This is a genomic window from Lysinibacillus sp. G1-3 (assembly GCF_056322905.1).
On record NZ_JBWHYQ010000003.1, the window covers coordinates 256,465 to 272,901 of the forward strand.

General features: G+C 35.9%; 18 protein-coding genes. 8 read left to right on the plus strand and 10 right to left on the minus strand.

Annotated elements, in window-relative coordinates; all coding sequences use genetic code 11:
• Positions 1-7: 7 nt before the first annotated feature.
• From ACVYAD_RS04580 to ACVYAD_RS04595, 4 genes are all read right to left on the minus strand, one after another.
• Positions 8-1,270: an MFS transporter gene (locus ACVYAD_RS04580; RefSeq protein ID WP_476424883.1), complete on the minus strand. Its 1,263-nt coding sequence runs from the start codon at positions 1,268-1,270 to the stop codon at positions 8-10.
• 54 nt (positions 1,271-1,324) lie between these two features.
• Positions 1,325-1,606, minus strand: coding sequence for a hypothetical protein (locus ACVYAD_RS04585; protein ID WP_476424885.1), 282 nt, complete (start codon positions 1,604-1,606; stop codon positions 1,325-1,327).
• Positions 1,599-2,174: a MarR family winged helix-turn-helix transcriptional regulator gene (locus ACVYAD_RS04590; protein WP_476424887.1), complete on the minus strand. Its 576-nt coding sequence runs from the start codon at positions 2,172-2,174 to the stop codon at positions 1,599-1,601. The genes ACVYAD_RS04585 and ACVYAD_RS04590 overlap by 8 nt, the downstream gene beginning before the upstream one ends.
• Before the next feature lie 237 nt (positions 2,175-2,411).
• On the minus strand, positions 2,412-3,290 hold the full coding sequence (locus ACVYAD_RS04595) for a LysR family transcriptional regulator (RefSeq protein ID WP_476424889.1): 879 nt from the start codon (positions 3,288-3,290) through the stop codon (positions 2,412-2,414).
• A gap of 125 nt (positions 3,291-3,415) precedes the next feature.
• On the opposite strand from ACVYAD_RS04595, the gene ACVYAD_RS04600 reads away from it, so the two are divergent.
• From ACVYAD_RS04600 to ACVYAD_RS04615, 4 genes are all read left to right on the plus strand, one after another.
• On the plus strand, positions 3,416-4,591 hold the full coding sequence (locus ACVYAD_RS04600) for an MFS transporter (RefSeq protein ID WP_476424890.1): 1,176 nt from the start codon (positions 3,416-3,418) through the stop codon (positions 4,589-4,591).
• A gap of 725 nt (positions 4,592-5,316) precedes the next feature.
• Positions 5,317-7,071 carry an ABC transporter ATP-binding protein gene (locus ACVYAD_RS04605; protein WP_476424891.1) on the plus strand — a complete coding sequence of 585 codons (1,755 nt, stop codon included), beginning with the start codon at positions 5,317-5,319 and terminating at the stop codon, positions 7,069-7,071.
• A 17-nt stretch (positions 7,072-7,088) separates the two neighbouring features.
• Positions 7,089-7,766 carry a response regulator transcription factor gene (locus ACVYAD_RS04610; RefSeq protein WP_349660769.1) on the plus strand — a complete coding sequence of 226 codons (678 nt, stop codon included), beginning with the start codon at positions 7,089-7,091 and terminating at the stop codon, positions 7,764-7,766.
• Entirely contained in the window at positions 7,763-8,836 is a 1,074-nt protein-coding gene (locus tag ACVYAD_RS04615) for a HAMP domain-containing sensor histidine kinase (protein ID WP_476424892.1), read from the plus strand. The genes ACVYAD_RS04610 and ACVYAD_RS04615 overlap by 4 nt, the downstream gene beginning before the upstream one ends.
• A gap of 42 nt (positions 8,837-8,878) precedes the next feature.
• Here the strand turns inward: ACVYAD_RS04615 and ACVYAD_RS04620 are convergent, their stop codons facing one another.
• Positions 8,879-9,466 carry an NAD(P)H-dependent oxidoreductase gene (locus ACVYAD_RS04620; protein WP_386827931.1) on the minus strand — a complete coding sequence of 196 codons (588 nt, stop codon included), beginning with the start codon at positions 9,464-9,466 and terminating at the stop codon, positions 8,879-8,881.
• Between the two features lie 122 nt (positions 9,467-9,588).
• Between ACVYAD_RS04620 and ACVYAD_RS04625 the strand changes: the two genes are divergently transcribed.
• Positions 9,589-10,026: a MarR family winged helix-turn-helix transcriptional regulator gene (locus ACVYAD_RS04625; RefSeq protein WP_476424893.1), complete on the plus strand. Its 438-nt coding sequence runs from the start codon at positions 9,589-9,591 to the stop codon at positions 10,024-10,026.
• Positions 10,027-10,077: 51 nt separating this feature from the next.
• On the opposite strand, the gene ACVYAD_RS04630 is transcribed toward ACVYAD_RS04625, so the two are convergent.
• Together ACVYAD_RS04630 and ACVYAD_RS04635 are read right to left on the minus strand one after the other, a co-directional pair.
• Positions 10,078-10,479: a GNAT family N-acetyltransferase gene (locus ACVYAD_RS04630; protein ID WP_476424894.1), complete on the minus strand. Its 402-nt coding sequence runs from the start codon at positions 10,477-10,479 to the stop codon at positions 10,078-10,080.
• Between the two features lie 11 nt (positions 10,480-10,490).
• Positions 10,491-11,354 carry a GNAT family N-acetyltransferase gene (locus ACVYAD_RS04635; protein ID WP_476424895.1) on the minus strand — a complete coding sequence of 288 codons (864 nt, stop codon included), beginning with the start codon at positions 11,352-11,354 and terminating at the stop codon, positions 10,491-10,493.
• A gap of 396 nt (positions 11,355-11,750) precedes the next feature.
• On the opposite strand from ACVYAD_RS04635, the gene ACVYAD_RS04640 reads away from it, so the two are divergent.
• Complete coding sequence (locus tag ACVYAD_RS04640; RefSeq protein ID WP_476424896.1) at positions 11,751-12,521, plus strand: YqcI/YcgG family protein; 771 nt, start codon at positions 11,751-11,753, stop codon at positions 12,519-12,521.
• Here the strand turns inward: ACVYAD_RS04640 and ACVYAD_RS04645 are convergent.
• Complete coding sequence (locus ACVYAD_RS04645) at positions 12,518-13,834, minus strand: amino acid permease (protein WP_476424898.1); 1,317 nt, start codon at positions 13,832-13,834, stop codon at positions 12,518-12,520. The genes ACVYAD_RS04640 and ACVYAD_RS04645 overlap by 4 nt on opposite strands.
• A 16-nt stretch (positions 13,835-13,850) precedes the next feature.
• On the minus strand, positions 13,851-14,786 hold the full coding sequence (locus ACVYAD_RS04650) for an arginine deiminase family protein (protein WP_476424899.1): 936 nt from the start codon (positions 14,784-14,786) through the stop codon (positions 13,851-13,853).
• Between the two features lie 16 nt (positions 14,787-14,802).
• On the opposite strand from ACVYAD_RS04650, the gene ACVYAD_RS04655 reads away from it, so the two are divergent.
• Positions 14,803-15,411: an NUDIX hydrolase gene (locus ACVYAD_RS04655; RefSeq protein ID WP_476424901.1), complete on the plus strand. Its 609-nt coding sequence runs from the start codon at positions 14,803-14,805 to the stop codon at positions 15,409-15,411.
• An 81-nt stretch (positions 15,412-15,492) separates the two neighbouring features.
• Here the strand turns inward: ACVYAD_RS04655 and ACVYAD_RS04660 are convergent, their stop codons facing one another.
• Positions 15,493-15,717, minus strand: a complete 225-nt coding sequence (locus ACVYAD_RS04660; protein WP_476424902.1) for a transcriptional regulator SplA domain-containing protein — start codon at positions 15,715-15,717, stop codon at positions 15,493-15,495.
• A gap of 154 nt (positions 15,718-15,871) precedes the next feature.
• Here ACVYAD_RS04660 and ACVYAD_RS04665 point away from each other — a divergent pair, with 154 nt between their 5' ends.
• Complete coding sequence (locus ACVYAD_RS04665; protein ID WP_476424904.1) at positions 15,872-16,150, plus strand: metallopeptidase TldD-related protein; 279 nt, start codon at positions 15,872-15,874, stop codon at positions 16,148-16,150.
• The last annotated feature ends 287 nt before the right edge of the window (positions 16,151-16,437 follow it).

A 16,437-nucleotide genomic window follows, 5' to 3' on the forward strand; every position in this document is an offset into this window, starting at 1 on the left:
GCGAGAATCAATTTGCTGCCTCGCTCTTTTCAAATCGCAAAATCCTTTTTGTGGCAATTGCCATCACTACCATGGCAATACATATCATTAAAATAGGAACATAGACTTTAACACTAAATGCTTCGAATAATAAGCCATACACTATTTGTCCAATTGGTGCCATACATTGTGAAATGGCAATGATAATAGCCATGACCTTCCCTAAGTTTTCATTTGGGGTTTCTTTTTGTACAAGCGTAATAACATAAATGGAGATGATTGTCATAATCATAGCGATTAAAAGTGCGCTCAAAACAAATAAAATATAAGATGGATAATAGCCCATATTCAGCAGCAGAGGCGTAACGGCTACAGCCATCGGGACAATCAATAAAGCAGTAATGAAAATCCAACTATACAAATTAGTGATACCCATTTTTTTTGCAAAATACCCCATAGATAAAGCTCCTAAGATCGTAGCAAAATCGATTAACCCCATCCCTACTCCGTACAATGTATCACTACTTTGCATTGTAACACGGAGAATAATCGGTACACCTACGACAAACAGCGGTGTTAATAATAAATTTAATAATGCCGCTAAAATCATACATTTGAAGATAAAAGATTGCTTCACAACATAACTAAAGCCCTCTTTTAAATCATTTACCAGCGTCGGAATAATATGACCGTTCTGCTCTCGTTGCAGAAATGGAATATGAATAAACATCTCTAATATGGCCGAAAGGAAAAAGAACACACCACTCACCACAACTAGCACTTCTAAGCCAATCAAACCGTATAGTATTCCACCTAATACAGGAGCAGCTACATTAGACAATGCTTGAATACCATTAACAATTCCATTAGCTTGCTCAAGCTTTTCCTCTTCTACAAGAACCGGAATACTGGCCATCACTGCAGGTGCATACATAGCACTAACAAGGGAAAGCAGTACCATCACAACACCAATAAGCAAAACAGAACTATTACCAATCGCTAGCATTGCAAAGAAAACAAACACAATTATGCTACTCGCAAAATCGAAAATCACCATTAAATTGCGTCGATTGAACCTGTCAGCAATGGCTCCTCCAAGCGGTGCTAATAATATTGGAACGCTTGATATCGCAAACAGTACTGCAAAAAGATCTGCACGTCCTGTAATATCCAATACATAAAGTGATAAGGCAAACCTTAAAAGTGCAGAACCTAAAATAGAAATAATTTGCCCAATCACCATCAGGTTAAAATCTTTTGAAAAGCTTTTTCTTTTTATCTGTGATTCCATTCATTAGACCCCTTTCTTTAACATTCATGACCTTTTTGAAAGTGTAGAATAGTTTTATATTGTAAGAAGAAAGACATTACTAACAATACTTATCGAACTTAACCAAATGAGCCACTCAATTTGCGAACTCCAAGACATTATTAGTAATAAGATCTCCGTAATAATGGAGACATAATTTCCAGTACGACTAATTTTTGAATTCCGACGAAGTTTTTCCTTAATGTCATACGCAGATTTCTTTATTTTCCGTTTCATAAGTGGGATTTTTTCTTTTAACTTTTGCTCAGCATCTTTTGTTTTTTGAGTATAAAAAAATGATGTGTCTCCTTTAATCATGGCGTTCTTCATCTCCATATCGTCGTTTGAATAACTCCGCTAATACTCTCTCTTGGAAGTCCGAAATCTGTTCTGGTTCCTCTACCTCCATATTTACTGTTTTTTCATATCCATCAAGTTCCTCACCATCAAAACGATATAGCTTTTGCAATAGCTTCCACAATGTTTCAATTTCCTCAGTTGTAAAGTCTTTAAAGATATCTGCTAAAAAGTAAGTAGATTTTTCCGAACAAGCAATTAATGCTATTTTTCCCTCTGAAGTAATCTCGACATTGATGGCTCTTTTATCTAATTTACTTGGTATCGTTTGGACATATCCTTTTTTCGCAAGACTCGTTATTAACTTATTCGCAGTCTGCTTAGTTGTACCAAGCTTTTTAGCGATATTTACAAGTGTTGTATTTTCTACTGGTAAATGGGCAATGGCAATAAGAGCCATATGCTGTCTCGAAGTTAATATATCTAAATATTCATCTCCTTTTATTTGAACTTTATTGACTACTGAAAACAATGTCGCATAACTTTGCTGCATGAAATGTAATTCTTTTAATAATTGATTTAAATCCATATGGAACACCTCTCTATTTAGTCACCATGTTTACTAAATAATACGTAACGACTTTTAAAATGTCAACATGGTGACTATTTTATGAAAAGCAAGAGATGTTTATATTAATAGACCGACTGTCGGTTTATATTATAATATGGTACCTATCCAAAAAAAGGAACACATTTTTTATTTATTTTTCATTTTCCTAGAGCATTCACTATTCAAAACAATAGAAAAAGCTAGCCCACTTTCGGACTAGCCTTGGAAATAAACTTCAATTTGTTCAATTAAAGCTTTTGTTGCTTGACTTACATAACGATCTACTCGATAAATAATCGATAAACTACGGCTTGGTGCGTCGTCCTGAATGTGTATGATATGCAAGGTAGGATCATTCATCTCTATTATTAACGGATAGGGCTGTACAGTTGCACCTATATTCGCTTTAACAAGATTAATAATCGACGTAACTGAAGATGTCTCTAGCACAGAATTTAATTGAAAACCATGTTTTTTTACAGTGTCCTCCACAATTTCACGCCCAAAAAAACCTTCTGGATACATTATCACTGGTAGATTTTTCAACTCTGCTATATCTATGCTTTCTCGATTTGCTATTGGATGCTCTTTCGATACAGTTAGCACGTACTGCTCCCTACATAAAGGAATCGTAACGAGTCGGTCATTTGGTAGGACGTTAATACCAATGCCAATATCAACTTCATTTTCAAGAACTTGTCGCACAATTTCGATGGACGACATAATCTTTAATTTAACTTTAGGAAACTTTTGGTGAAAATCGATGACAAGCTGTGTAATTCGATAGTCTAGATCAGATGGCATAATTCCTATTCGTATATGACCACTTTTCATATCCTGTAAATCTTTAATGGCGTCTTTGACATTTTGCAACGTATCTAATATTTCTGTTCCATAAATTAATAGCATTGAGCCTGCCTCAGTGAGTACAATTTTTTTGCCAATCCGATCAAACAGCGGCATACCAACCTCGTCTTCAAGTACGCGAATTTGTTGACTTAGAGTCGGCTGGGAAATACCAAGTTTTTCAGCTGCTTTTGTAAAATGTAACTCCTCACAAACAGCCATAAAATAATGAAGATGACGAATTTCCACTATATCACTACCTATCATAGTTTGTAGCTATCATCATAATAGTAATAATAGTATTGTTCAATCATTTGTATTGTTATAGACTTCAATTTGTAATTATTATTAGCTATAGATGGAGTTGAAAGAGAATGAATGTAAAACGAACGATTATACCAATTATCGCTATTATTTTAGCTTCCTTTAATCTAAGACCCGTGATAACTTCCGTTTCGCCTTTGTTAGGAACCATACGAGAGTCATTACAAATGAGCGCCGCTACTGCAAGTTTATTAACATCACTAGCAGTACTATGTATGGGCTTATTTGCACCATTTGCAATAAAACTTGCCAATCGCTTTAGCATCGAACGAGCCATTGCTTACTCACTTATTCTTATTGGGCTGGCAACAGCTGCAAGATTTTTTGCCTACTCTGCATGGGTGATGCTACTAACAGCCTTTCTTGCTGGTATTGGTATCGCTATTGCAGGACCTTTACTATCAGGCTTTATTAAACAAAATTTCACGAATCCTTCTCGTATTGTTGGTATTTATTCGTTAGCATTAGTTGTAGGAGCTTCACTTGGCTCAGGGCTTTCCTTACCTTTAAGCGCCCTTTTTCATACATGGCAAGCATCTGCTGCATCATGGGCTATTCTTGCTATCATCGCTGTTTTCTTTTGGTGGAAACCAATTGAGAAAGAGCCATTCACTAACACTGGCTCAGACGCTTCAGGTTCTGATAATAATTTAAAGAAACTTTTTACAGATCAAAAAGCTTGGTTATTAACTGCTTTTTTTGGCTTAATGGCTTTCATGTTTTATACAATCATGGCCTGGTTGCCACCTATAGTAGAAGATATGGGTTATAGTAAACAACAGGCTGGCATGATGTTGACACTATTAACGGTTGCCCAAATGCCTGCAACTTTTTTTGTACCGATTTTAAATAATCGTTTTCAACATAGAGCTGTATGGTTAGTTGGTTGTTCATTGTTAGAATTAATCGGTCTATCCATGCTTCTATTTTCCGTAAACCCTTGGCTCAGTAGTCTTTTCATTGGCATAGGTGCAGGTGGCTTATTCTCATTAGGATTAACATTACCAATTGATGAAGCTAAAAACATTAAGGAAGCAAGTATTTTAGCAGCTATGACTCAATCGGTCGGCTTCATTTTTGCCGCACTTGGCCCATTTTTTGTTGGTCTTGTCCGAGATTATACAGGCAGTTTTACAGCCGCAATTATTGGTATGTTGGTCATCGTCATTGCCATGATCCTCATTCAAATTAAAATTGGTAATCAGAAGCACCAGCAAATAAAGTGAAACTTAATCAGTGGGGTTTCTTTCCCCCCACTGATTATTAGTCATCACCAATCGGGCTTTTACGGGCAGTTTATCTTATACCTTACTTCTTATCGTTGCGCTGAACTTTAATAGGGGAGTCCTACTGCCCGTTAATGCGGGATAAAGTGAAACTTAATCAGTGGGGTTTCTTTCCCCCCACTGATTATTAGTCTTCACCAATCGGGCTTTTACGGGCAGTTTATCTTATACCTTACTTCTTATCGTTGCGCTGAACTTTAATAGGGGAGTCCTACTGCCCGTTAATGCGGGGTAAAGTGACACTTAATCAGTGGGGTTTCTTTCACCCACTGATTATTAGTCTTCACCAATCGGGCTTTTACGGGCAGTTTATCTTATATCTTACTTCTTATCTTGCGCTGAACTTTAATAGGGGAGTCCTACTGCCCGTTAATGCGGGATAAAGTGACACTTAATCATTTAAGGGGAGTTAGTGCGGGGTGAATACTGCTATTATTTCTTAGTAACTATAAGGAGGATTTTACTGGTTAATAGTTTAATAAAATGAGTGTTTTAAAATGCTCTTATAAGTACATCATGAACACACAAAAGGTTACTCAGAATTTCGAGTAACCTTTTTCCTTATTATCCCACCTCATTTCATATTCAGTTCATAAAGTCATGTTATAGTAAGAAACATAAAGGATTCATATTTTAGTTGAAGAAATTGAAGGGAGATTTTAACGTTGCAAGAGACATTAAAAGATACTACTAAAACGAAGGATTGGCGACGCTTTGTTCGCTTAGTCAGACAGGCTGAGCCACCGATGTGGCTTTTAATTATTTCATTAATTATGAGCTTAGCGACTACAGGCGTTGGCTTTATCGTTCCGTTATTCACAAAAAAATTAGTCGATGGCTTTTCATTAGAATCACTTGATTATTGGCAAATTATTATATTAGGCATTGCTTTTATCGCGCAAGCTATCGCGAGTGGACTTTCAATCTATTATTTAAATCGTGTCGGACATCATGTTGTCGCGAAATTACGCGATCAACTTTGGAGAAAGCTTCTTCATTTACCTATCCCTTATTATGATGAGAACGATACAGGTGAAACATTAAGTCGTGTTACGAATGACACAGCTGTCGTTAAGGAGCTTATTACAGAACACCTTGCAAACTGTTTATCTGGTGTTATTTCCATTATTGGCTCCATCATCATTCTATTAATCTTAGATTGGAAAATGACATTAGTGATGCTAATTGCTGTTCCGCTTGCTATGGTTATTTTAATGCTTCTAGGAAGACGTATGTTTGTCATTTCAAAAGGAATGCAAGATGAGACAGCAAAATTTACGTCCGTGCTCAATCAAGTTTTACCTGAAACACGATTAGTAAAAGCTTCAAATGCCGAAAATATTGAATATGAGCGTGGCAAAAAGGGCATTACAAACCTCTTTACGTTTGGCTTAAAAGAAGCAAAAATCCATGCACTTATTTCACCATTAATTTCGTTTGTATTAATGTCAGTCCTTGTAGCCATTATTGGTTATGGTGGTGTACGAGTTTCTTCAGGAGAACTTACAGCTGGCGACATGGTAGCATTTATTTTATATTTAATCCAAATTATTATGCCGATGACTCAATTAACGATGTTCTTTACACAGCTTCAAAAAGCAATGGGTGCTACAGAGCGAATCAGTGCTTTACTTGAGCATGAAGAAGAGAATATTTTCGAAGGAAAAACATTAGAAAAAGTAAATCAGCCGATTTATGTAAAAAACGTTGACTTTGCTTATGGAGAAGAACTGATTTTATCGAATATTAATTTTACAATTGAACCTGGTAAAGTTACGGCTATCGTCGGGCCTAGTGGTGGAGGAAAAACAACAACATTTTCTCTGTTAGAAAGATATTATCAACCTACTAACGGAAGTATTACACTCGGAGAAACCCCTATCAACACGTACTCCCTACATTCTTGGAGAAGCCAAATCGGTTATGTTGCTCAGGAGAGTGCACTGCTGTCAGGTACGATTCGCGAAAATATTTGCTACGGTATTGACAGAGAGGTGCAGGATGAAGAGCTTGAAAAAGTTGCCAAAATGGCCTATGCTGATCAATTTATTAATGAACTACCAGAACAATTCGATACAGAAGTTGGAGAACGCGGCATTAAGCTTTCTGGCGGTCAACGACAACGAATTTCGATCGCCAGAGCACTTTTACGCGACCCTCAAATATTAATGCTAGATGAAGCAACATCTAGTCTAGATAGTAATTCGGAAATCTATGTTCAAAAAGCATTGGATAATTTAATGCAAGGTAGAACAACGCTTGTCATTGCACACCGCCTTTCAACAGTAGTAGATGCAGACCAAATCCTTTTTGTAGAGAAAGGACATATTACAGGCAGTGGCACACATGAGACTTTATTTGAGACGCATGATATGTACCGAGAGTTTGCCAAACAACAATTACGTATTAAAGAGGATTAATGAAGGGATTTGTTAGCATGACAAAATTATTAGTTGTAGATGATGACGCCCATATTCGAGAATTGATAAAGATATTTTTACAAAATGAAGGTTTAGAAGTAATTGAAGCTACGGACGGTGTGGATGCACTGTCCAAATTGGATTCTGATAAGGTGGATATGATTATTATGGATATTATGATGCCAAATATGGATGGCTGGGAATTATGCGAAGAAATACGTTCATTTAATGATAATCTACCGATTTTGATGTTAACTGCAAAGGGAGAAACTTCACAAAAGGTAAAAGGTTTTAATCTTGGAACAGATGATTATCTTGTTAAACCATTTGAGCCAGCAGAGCTGATTGTTCGTGTGAAATCAATACTTAAAAGATACCAAATCTCCCTTTCTCAACTTGTGGAGGCCGGCAATATTAAGTTAAATCGTAATACACATGAAGTCTTGTATAACGGTAAATCTTTAACACTTCGTTTAAAGGAATTTGAACTATTATTTACATTAGCAAGCTATGCTGGAAAAACTTTTTCCCGTGAACAGTTAATCGAAGAAATTTGGGGTTATGACTATGAAGGTGATGAACGTACTGTTGATGTTCACATTAAAAGACTTCGTCAACGTTTCCCACAAGATACAAGTGGATTTGTTATTCGTACAATTAGAGGCCTAGGCTATCGATTGGAACTTGTTTCATGAAAAGATTAAAAAATAGTTTAAAGCTTTTTTTAATTTTAATGCTTCTTCTTACCATTAGCATCGTATTTGCTTTTATTTCCTACCACATAACGTCCTGGATTTATGATTGGTTAGGCAAGCATCCACAAGGTTTCTTGCTCCAATTATGGACCGTAATCGGTGTTTTTGTTCTTTTTGCTTGCACTGTTATCATCACCTTTTTAATTGGGCTAAAAAAACAACGGAACTATTGGAATACGATTGTAGATGCATTAAGTCGGATTGCTAAAGGCGATTTTACTGTCAAATTAGATCTTAAAGCAGATGACGAAGATCAATTTGGTCAATTAATACATGGCATCAACCATATGGCGGTTGAGTTAGGTGAAATGGAAAGAATGCGCCAAGAATTTATCTCGAATGTATCGCATGAAATTCAGTCACCTCTAACTTCAATTAATGGCTTTGCTAAAGCATTGAAAAACATTGACCTACCAGAGGATAAGCGACAGCATTATTTAGCAATCATTGAGATGGAAAGTAATCGACTATCAAAAATAAGTGACAATTTACTAAAGCTTACTTCATTAGAATCACAACATCACCCCTTCGAGCCAAGTCATTACCGGCTCGATAAGCAACTGCGCAACGTCGTATTAACGCTAGAGCCAAATTGGCTAGCTAAAAATATCGACATGGATCTTCAACTTGAAAACATTTCGATAATGGCGGATGAGGACTTAATGAATCAAGTATGGATGAATTTATTAAGCAACAGCATTAAATTCACGCCAGCTGCTGGCATTATTACAATATCTATGACGAAGCAAATAGATACGATTACTATTGCCATTCATGATAATGGAATTGGTTTAACAGAAGAACAACAAAATCATATATTCGAACGATTTTATAAGGCGGATCAATCGAGGACAGCTGAGAATGGTGGAAGTGGCTTAGGACTATCTATTGTCAAGAAAATCGTCGATATGCATAACGGTACAATTACTGTTGAAAGCAAGCTTGCTGAATTTACAACATTTTTTGTAACACTGCCACTAGAAATTAATATGACTCGTGCAAACGAATAGGAGATTCCTACTTCGTTTGCACGAGTCTATTAGGCAGATGCACTAGTAAGCTACTTTTCTAAAATATTGATAAACTTTTTCGAGTTTTTTTCTTTGTCTCCCCTTCTTACTTTCCATATTGCCAAACTCAAAAAACTTCACTTGTTTAATGCCAACAAAATTAAATAACGCTCTTTTCATTAATATTTTATGCGCATTATTCAGCCATAAGAGTGGATATTTTGTTGGCCCCTTCATTGTTGAAATACACACTACTGATTTTCCCTTTAAAAGCCCCTCAGGAAATAGCCCTTTTTTATCTTTATAAGCAAAATTGGCCGCAAACAATTGATCAATATAACCTAACAGCATTGCAGGTGGTCTTCCCCACCATATCGGATAAACAAAAATGATTTTATCAGCCCACTTAATTTGTTCACGATATTTCTCAAGCTTTGGATCACGAAACATATCACGACGACGTTTATGTTCATGAAATTCTAAAATCGGGTTAAATTGTTCCTCGTATAAATCTAAAACTTGAGTCTCCTTTATGGAAGGATTGTCATGACAACCCTTAATAACCTCCTGCAAAAAAGCATAATTCAAACTTTTATGATTGGGATATGTATAAATAATTAATGTATTCATTAAGCGCCCCCCCATTAGTTATCATTTGATAACAAAATAGTAAACTATCTAATTTTAGTTGTCAAATGATAATTGTTTTAAGATAAGTTTTTTGTTATCTTGTCAGTAAGAGGTGAACCCATTTGGACAAAAAACAATTATTTCATCAGTTCGTGGCATTTACAGCAGCGGTACACCAAGTAACGCACGAACTAACTCAAAACGTTAAAATCGATAATATTACACCTGTACAATATAAAATTTTAGAATATATAAAAGTAAGCCAGCCAGTTACACCTACTGAAATTAGTGATTGTCTGCATATGTCCTTACCTAATACAAGTCGTGAATTACGAAAACTACAGGAAAGAAAGTTTATTGAAAAAATTAGCGATACTGAGGATCGAAGAAAGCACTATGTTTGCCTTTCAGAGGATGGAGAAACAATAATGGAGGAAGCATTTGCCTGTATAGAAGATCGCTTTCAACAGCTTATCAAACATGTATCTACAAATGATTTAGAGGACATTCATCAAGCATTAAACATTCTTGACGAAAAGGTCTTTAATCCAAAATTATAAAAAGAACCTGCATTGCTTTTCATTATAAGACAAGCATTGCAGGTTTTTTCATTATTTATTATATTGACATAGAAAGCGTTCCACACCAGGGTATTTCTCCCCAAGGCTAGTTATGAAAAAACCATAGCGACGATAAAAATCTACAGCCTCATAATCCGTTTCAGCAACAATTGATGAGTACTTACTTGCCATAAAATTTATCATTTTACTGCCAATACCTTTTCCTCTTTGACCAACTAAAACGGCGATATGTTTAATCTCACACTCTGATAAACTAATATGTTCTATCCCAATACAACCGACTATTTCACCCTCAACTACGAAGCTATATAAAGTCCTATTCGATAAAAGTATATATTTTTCATACTCTTGTTGAACTTTTTTATCCGAAGTTGCAAATGAAAGTAGTTTTCTAATAGCTGGAGAAATAGTGCTTGCTTGAACTATATTCATCTCTTATCTCCTTAAAAATTGGTAGCAGGAATGACAACAGCATGACAAGCGTTTTCATAAAACTCGATTGGCCCCGCTCCTCCGATAATTGCATATTCATATCCCATCTCATTCATATCTTTTAAACAATAATGGAGGAGGGAATATCCTATCCCCTTCACTCGATTAGTTTTTGCTACACCCATTGGGCCAAAATAACATTTTTTATTTTGATAAATGTCAAATCCAGCAAATCCGACAAGATCTCCCTTATTATCAAAAGCTACATATATGGAAGGTGTAGTATTTAAAAATGCATGCTTAATCGTTTCTGACCACTCTTGAGAAAAATGACTTTCTACAAAATGAATGAGCTTGTTCTTATCATCTCGATTGACTCTACGAATATTAGTAGAAATCGCATCAGGGAAATTGTAATGGCGAAGATGAGTAACCATATCCCGCGAAGTCGTAGCAAGCTTTAAAATCAGTTTCGTATCCTCTTCTGAAACGAATTCCTCAAGCATTTTCGTCTTTATAAGTGCTTTAAGAAAGTGACCTTCATTTAAATAAACTTGGTTATAGTTTTGCATATAGCAAATTGCTTGTTCCAATACTGTTAAAACATCATTTGATATTGGAACAGAAAATAAGCTATGGCTTGTAGCTTTCATTTCTGGTTTTTGATCAAATTCATTCACCAATTTTCTTAAAGACGCTTCATCCACAGTGCATTTTAATACTAATTCACCAAGTGCACCCTCTTTTTCTTTGAAACAAGCAAGCAGGAAATAAATAGGTCGTAACAATTTTTGTTGTGAGGAGGAAGCTTCTTCTTCTGCATTTTTTATAATCCTTAACATACGATTTGTTAATTTTATATTAGTTGAAATCAAATGCCTGACCACCCTTTCTTGGATTCTTTTCAACTTCTTAATTTATAACACTTAGTAAATAATCTTCACGTTAAACAATTGAAATATTAGGACTATATCATATCATTAATCATGTTTTCTATGATAAATAAAACTGAGACCGTTTATTTACTTTTTACCAAAAATCAGGAATGACCTTTGTTAAAAAACGAAGGTTGATTGGAGTGGCAGGGCGCTCATCGGACGCCCTCAGGAAGCTTTGCTCTGTGCGAAAGCGAAGCGGCAGCGGAAAAGCGCACAGTCGGAACAGAAATCAACCACACATTATGGTAATGAGCCTATTTAGTATGCAAATACATCGTCACTCATCTGCACTTTATTTAATAATATAAAAATGTATAGAAGGAGGAGACTCAAGTGGAAGTAGCAGTGTTAGACAAGAAGTGGATAGAAGAACATTTTGAAACACTTCCATTATGGCAACAGACAGCATATACCGACTTCGCTGCCATGGTTGCAGATGAAGCAAATTCGTTTCCCTGTATTCCAGCTAGAAAAGGTTTCTTATCGAACCATCTTCGCTACAGTTTTATCGGAGATCCACGAGAGGAACAATCGATAAGGACATTAGCACTTTGCTTAAAGGAATACAATAAGTACTGTCAAACATTCGGCAACTATACAACACATACCATTTTTTTCAAAACGTCCAATGATATGCATAAATACGACGTTGCGGATTATAATAATTTATTTTGGTCAGTTTTAAACAATTTAACTAAATTCGATGAAATCGATTGGCCAAAGGAAATCCCAACCGATCCATCACATAATGAATGGGAATTTTGTTTTAACGGCGATCCTTATTTTGTGTCTTGTGCAACACCCGCACACAAACTAAGAAAGAGTCGTCATTTCTCTACTTTATTAATGGCATTCCAGCCACGCTGGATATTTGAAGAAATAAATGACTCTACTGCATTTGGTCGAAAATTAAAGAAACTTATTCGGAAACGCATTAACGAGTACGATGATATTCCTGCTCATTCTGATTTAAAATGGTATGGGCAAGAAGGAAGTAATGAATGGAAGCAGTATTTTTTAAGTGATGATAATAATAGTCCATCGAAATGTCCTTTTTTACGTATGCAAAATTCTCTGATTTTTCCACAAAACAAAGAACATTAAGCTTTCTTACTTTGTTTTTGCCTTTTCATTACAATCCAAGTCGCAATCCCTATTAAAATGATAAAAAGCAGGCTCACGAAAAAACCGAGTCTGCTTGTTTTTTCCCCTAACGTTCCAGACACTGTCACCGCAATGAGTAACATCCCTATTCCATTCTTCACATGCTCCCACTTTGACAGCTTCATTAGCTTCATATAGGTCACTAATATAAAGAGCCAGTTATAAATTAGCATTAAGCCTGCAGCTGTCACCAAATATTCAAAAATCTTTTCTGGCATGAGGAAGCCGATAACAATCGTTACGATTAAACCACTAGTTAAAAAAAGAAATGCAGGAAATGGAATTTTCATTTTCCCCTTCTTCGCCAGAGAAGCTGGAGCATCGTGATCCTCTGCGAGTGTAATGAGAATCGTTATGACCGCGTATAAAGAGGCTACCATTGTAGAAAAACCTGCAATAATTAACACACCATTAAAAATATCTGCAAAAAAAGGTATGCGATAATTTGTAAGTGCTGTAATAAATGGGCTTTCCTCGATAGTAAAGTCCTTCCAAAAAACAAGTGCCAATGCAAGCATTATAGCTATTATAAAAATGACAGTAATAGCAATAATCATCACTTTCCCAGCTTTCGGCGCTTCCTTAGGGTTTTTTAAGTCAATGACCATTAAACCCATAACCTCAATACCTCCAAATGCATAAAAGGCGTATAGCAGTCCGAGCCAAATTCCTTTCACACCTTGAGAGAAAAATTCTTCGTAATTTGCATACAGCGCATCGAGTGTTGTAGTTTCCGTATTAACTCCTTTTATTATTACTACAACCGCTACTATTATAAACATGACAACCGCTGCAGCCTTTAACGCCCCAAAAATATTTTGAAATTTTTCAAAGCCCTTCATGCCCATAAGAATAACGACTAATCCAAGTGCTGCATAAATGGATGCAGCAATCCATAATGGAAGCATTGGAAACCAAAGCTTTGTGAAAATACCAAGCGCCATCAATTGACTGCCCATAATAAGCATCTCAGAAATCAAGTAAATCCAGCCATTACTAAATCCTGCCCAATTTCCAAAAGCTTGTTTTGCATAAGTACGAAATGATCCCTTATCTGGATTATCAACTGACATCTTAACAAGAGCATCATAGACAATGTACGTAGCAATCGCCGCTAACAAAAAAGGAATTAAAACAGCAGGACCACTTTTATGAATGGCCATACTTGTCCCAAGAAAAAATCCTGTTCCAAGTGTACAACCTATACCGAGAAGCGAAAGCTGCCACCAAGACAACCTCCCTTTAGATGTCATTTTGATCAACCCTCCTTTACTTTCTTAACAATGGCAATGTCATACAACGAATGCCACCACCGCCTTTTTCAAGCTCTGTGACTTCAATTTCTATTAAGTTCTTTTTTTGCAACAATGGATGCTTCGTCCATTGCTGCTTCGTTGCTTGTTTACTAATCAACAGTGTTTCAGGATTAAGATTGATAAAATTGATATCTGGGATTGTATTATATTTTTCAAGCCAGTAAATATCAAAGCCATGATGATTTAAAAATTGCTCGGTCATTTCGAAACGACTTGTTTGAGGCGTGAACACTTGTACAGGAAAATAACGCATAAAGTTTTTAGCTATTAGCAGATTAGCGTTTGTTACATTACAATTCATATCTAAATGAAGTGTATCGGCGCGTCTTGGCAAATCAATGATTGCAATTTCCGAAAATCCTTCTTGGAAGATACGATTCTTGATACTTTCAACAGCCTCTAACGTTGTTCTCATTCCAATATTAATAAGTACAGCATCCTTATTTAAAATGAGCACGTCTCCACATTCTAATGCAGTAGAAGGTTGTTTAACTTTTAAATTTTTTTCTGGAAACCACTTTTCTAATAATGAGTGCGCATGTGGATACTCTGGACGTCTTAGTGAACTACCTGCCTCACCAAGGAAAATACTATTTCCTATAACACAAGCAAGATCGCGTACAAAGTACCTATTAATAAGCTGCTCACTAACTGTTTTCATATCATTTGGTAGCTCTTTCGAATAATCTATAACCTCGACACTCGCATTTTCTAGCGTTGTCTTAAATTCCATGAAATTCTCCATTGCTTTCACATGATTGACAGTAGCGTCCCATCCTACATTTTCAGCTATTGTTAAATCTGTTACATCTAATTTTGAAGGTGCACAAAGCATAACAACCTTAAGTTCATCATGCTCCGACCAACAATTCGGTTGAAATGAGTACAAATAGATTCTCCCCTTTTTGAATGACTATCTCGGCTTAGCGTTACCATCAAAACTGGGATTATACAGACAATGTGTAAATGAAGATCAGCATGATTACTATTTAAAGGAGGAAATCCCTTGTATTTGTGTAATTAAAACAAGGACAGATAAATTTATTCAATTAGAAATGAGTGAAACGATGGAATACTATAAATTTTTACGTCAATATGTTGGTCACCAACCTATTATCTTGCCAGGTGCTGTTGTATTAATCTTAAATAATGAGAATGAGCTATTGTTACAAAAGAGATATGATGGCGGTTGGGGGCTTCCAGGTGGTTTGATGGAATTAGGAGAAAGCTTAGAAGATACCGCAAAAAGAGAGGTGTTAGAGGAAACAGGTTTGATAATAGAGGACATGAAGTTATTAGATATCTTTTCTGGTCCAGAATATTACCTTAAAGTTTCTAATGGAGATGAATTCTACTCCGTTACAGCCGTCTATTATACGAGAAATGTTAAAGGTGATTTAGTAATTGATTATAAAGAATCAGAGACAATGCAATATTTCTCACTATTAAATTTACCAAATGGAATCGATAGTAGATATATTGAACCTTATGTATCACAGCTAGTGATAAAATAGGCTTTAGAGAGAAAACTTATTTAACAAGTATAATTTGTTTTCTCTCATTAGCGTGTTGAAAACATTTGAATATAAGCTTTATCAATGAAAATACTGATGATAAGCTTGCTCAGCGGCCATTTCGCTTGTAAATATTAACATATCATTTGTTAGCGGATAATATGACTCAAATAGAAATAGCGCCAGTTCATTTGGATGATTCGGATTATTCACAACTGCCGCTTCCTGTATGTTCGCAACTTCTTGAAAATATGGATGACGATAAAAAATATAAACAATATCCCCTATATTATATTGCTGCATCATTCCATCACCTTCCTCTGATTTTCCATTAGTTTGGTGATAGAAGCAGTAAATTATAATTAATTTTTGATTATCGTATAGATGTTCATTAAAAATCTTCCCTACCTACCAACGCCCCTATCATAAAACGTCTTCATTAGAATATATATTAATTTACATGTTAATGACCTTAGTCTCTGAAGGAGTACTTAGTACCGAATTATCTGGCCTTCACTCTGGTACGAATACGGTTTCTGGAGATTTTTCAGTCGCAGCAAAAGGTTTCCATATTCAAGATGGCAAAATTGCATCACCCGTGAAGCAATTGACAATAGCCGGAAACCTCTTTGATTTCTTAAATGCTATCGAAGAAATTAGCTCAGAGCTTTTCTTCCTACCGAATGGGTATGGCTCCCCTACCCTCCTTGTGAAGGAGCTATCAGTGACAGTGGAATAAAACAGAGAAATTTAACAAAGGTACTCCTCGGCAATGCTTGTCGCTAATCTTTGCGACAAGCTTTTTGTTTGCAGTCGAATTGCTATTGTTCTGGTCTACCTGCTTTACCGGGATAATAGCCAGCGCTTCACTATGTCGGTAGTCTGTCCTCGTATACCTGTGCCCCGTTTAATGAAGAAAGTCATCATACCTACATAACGATTCGTTTTATTATCACAAAAATGACTTCCTCTCCATTCGTACTATGAATAATACGTCGAAAAAGACACAACGAAGGTACATTTATT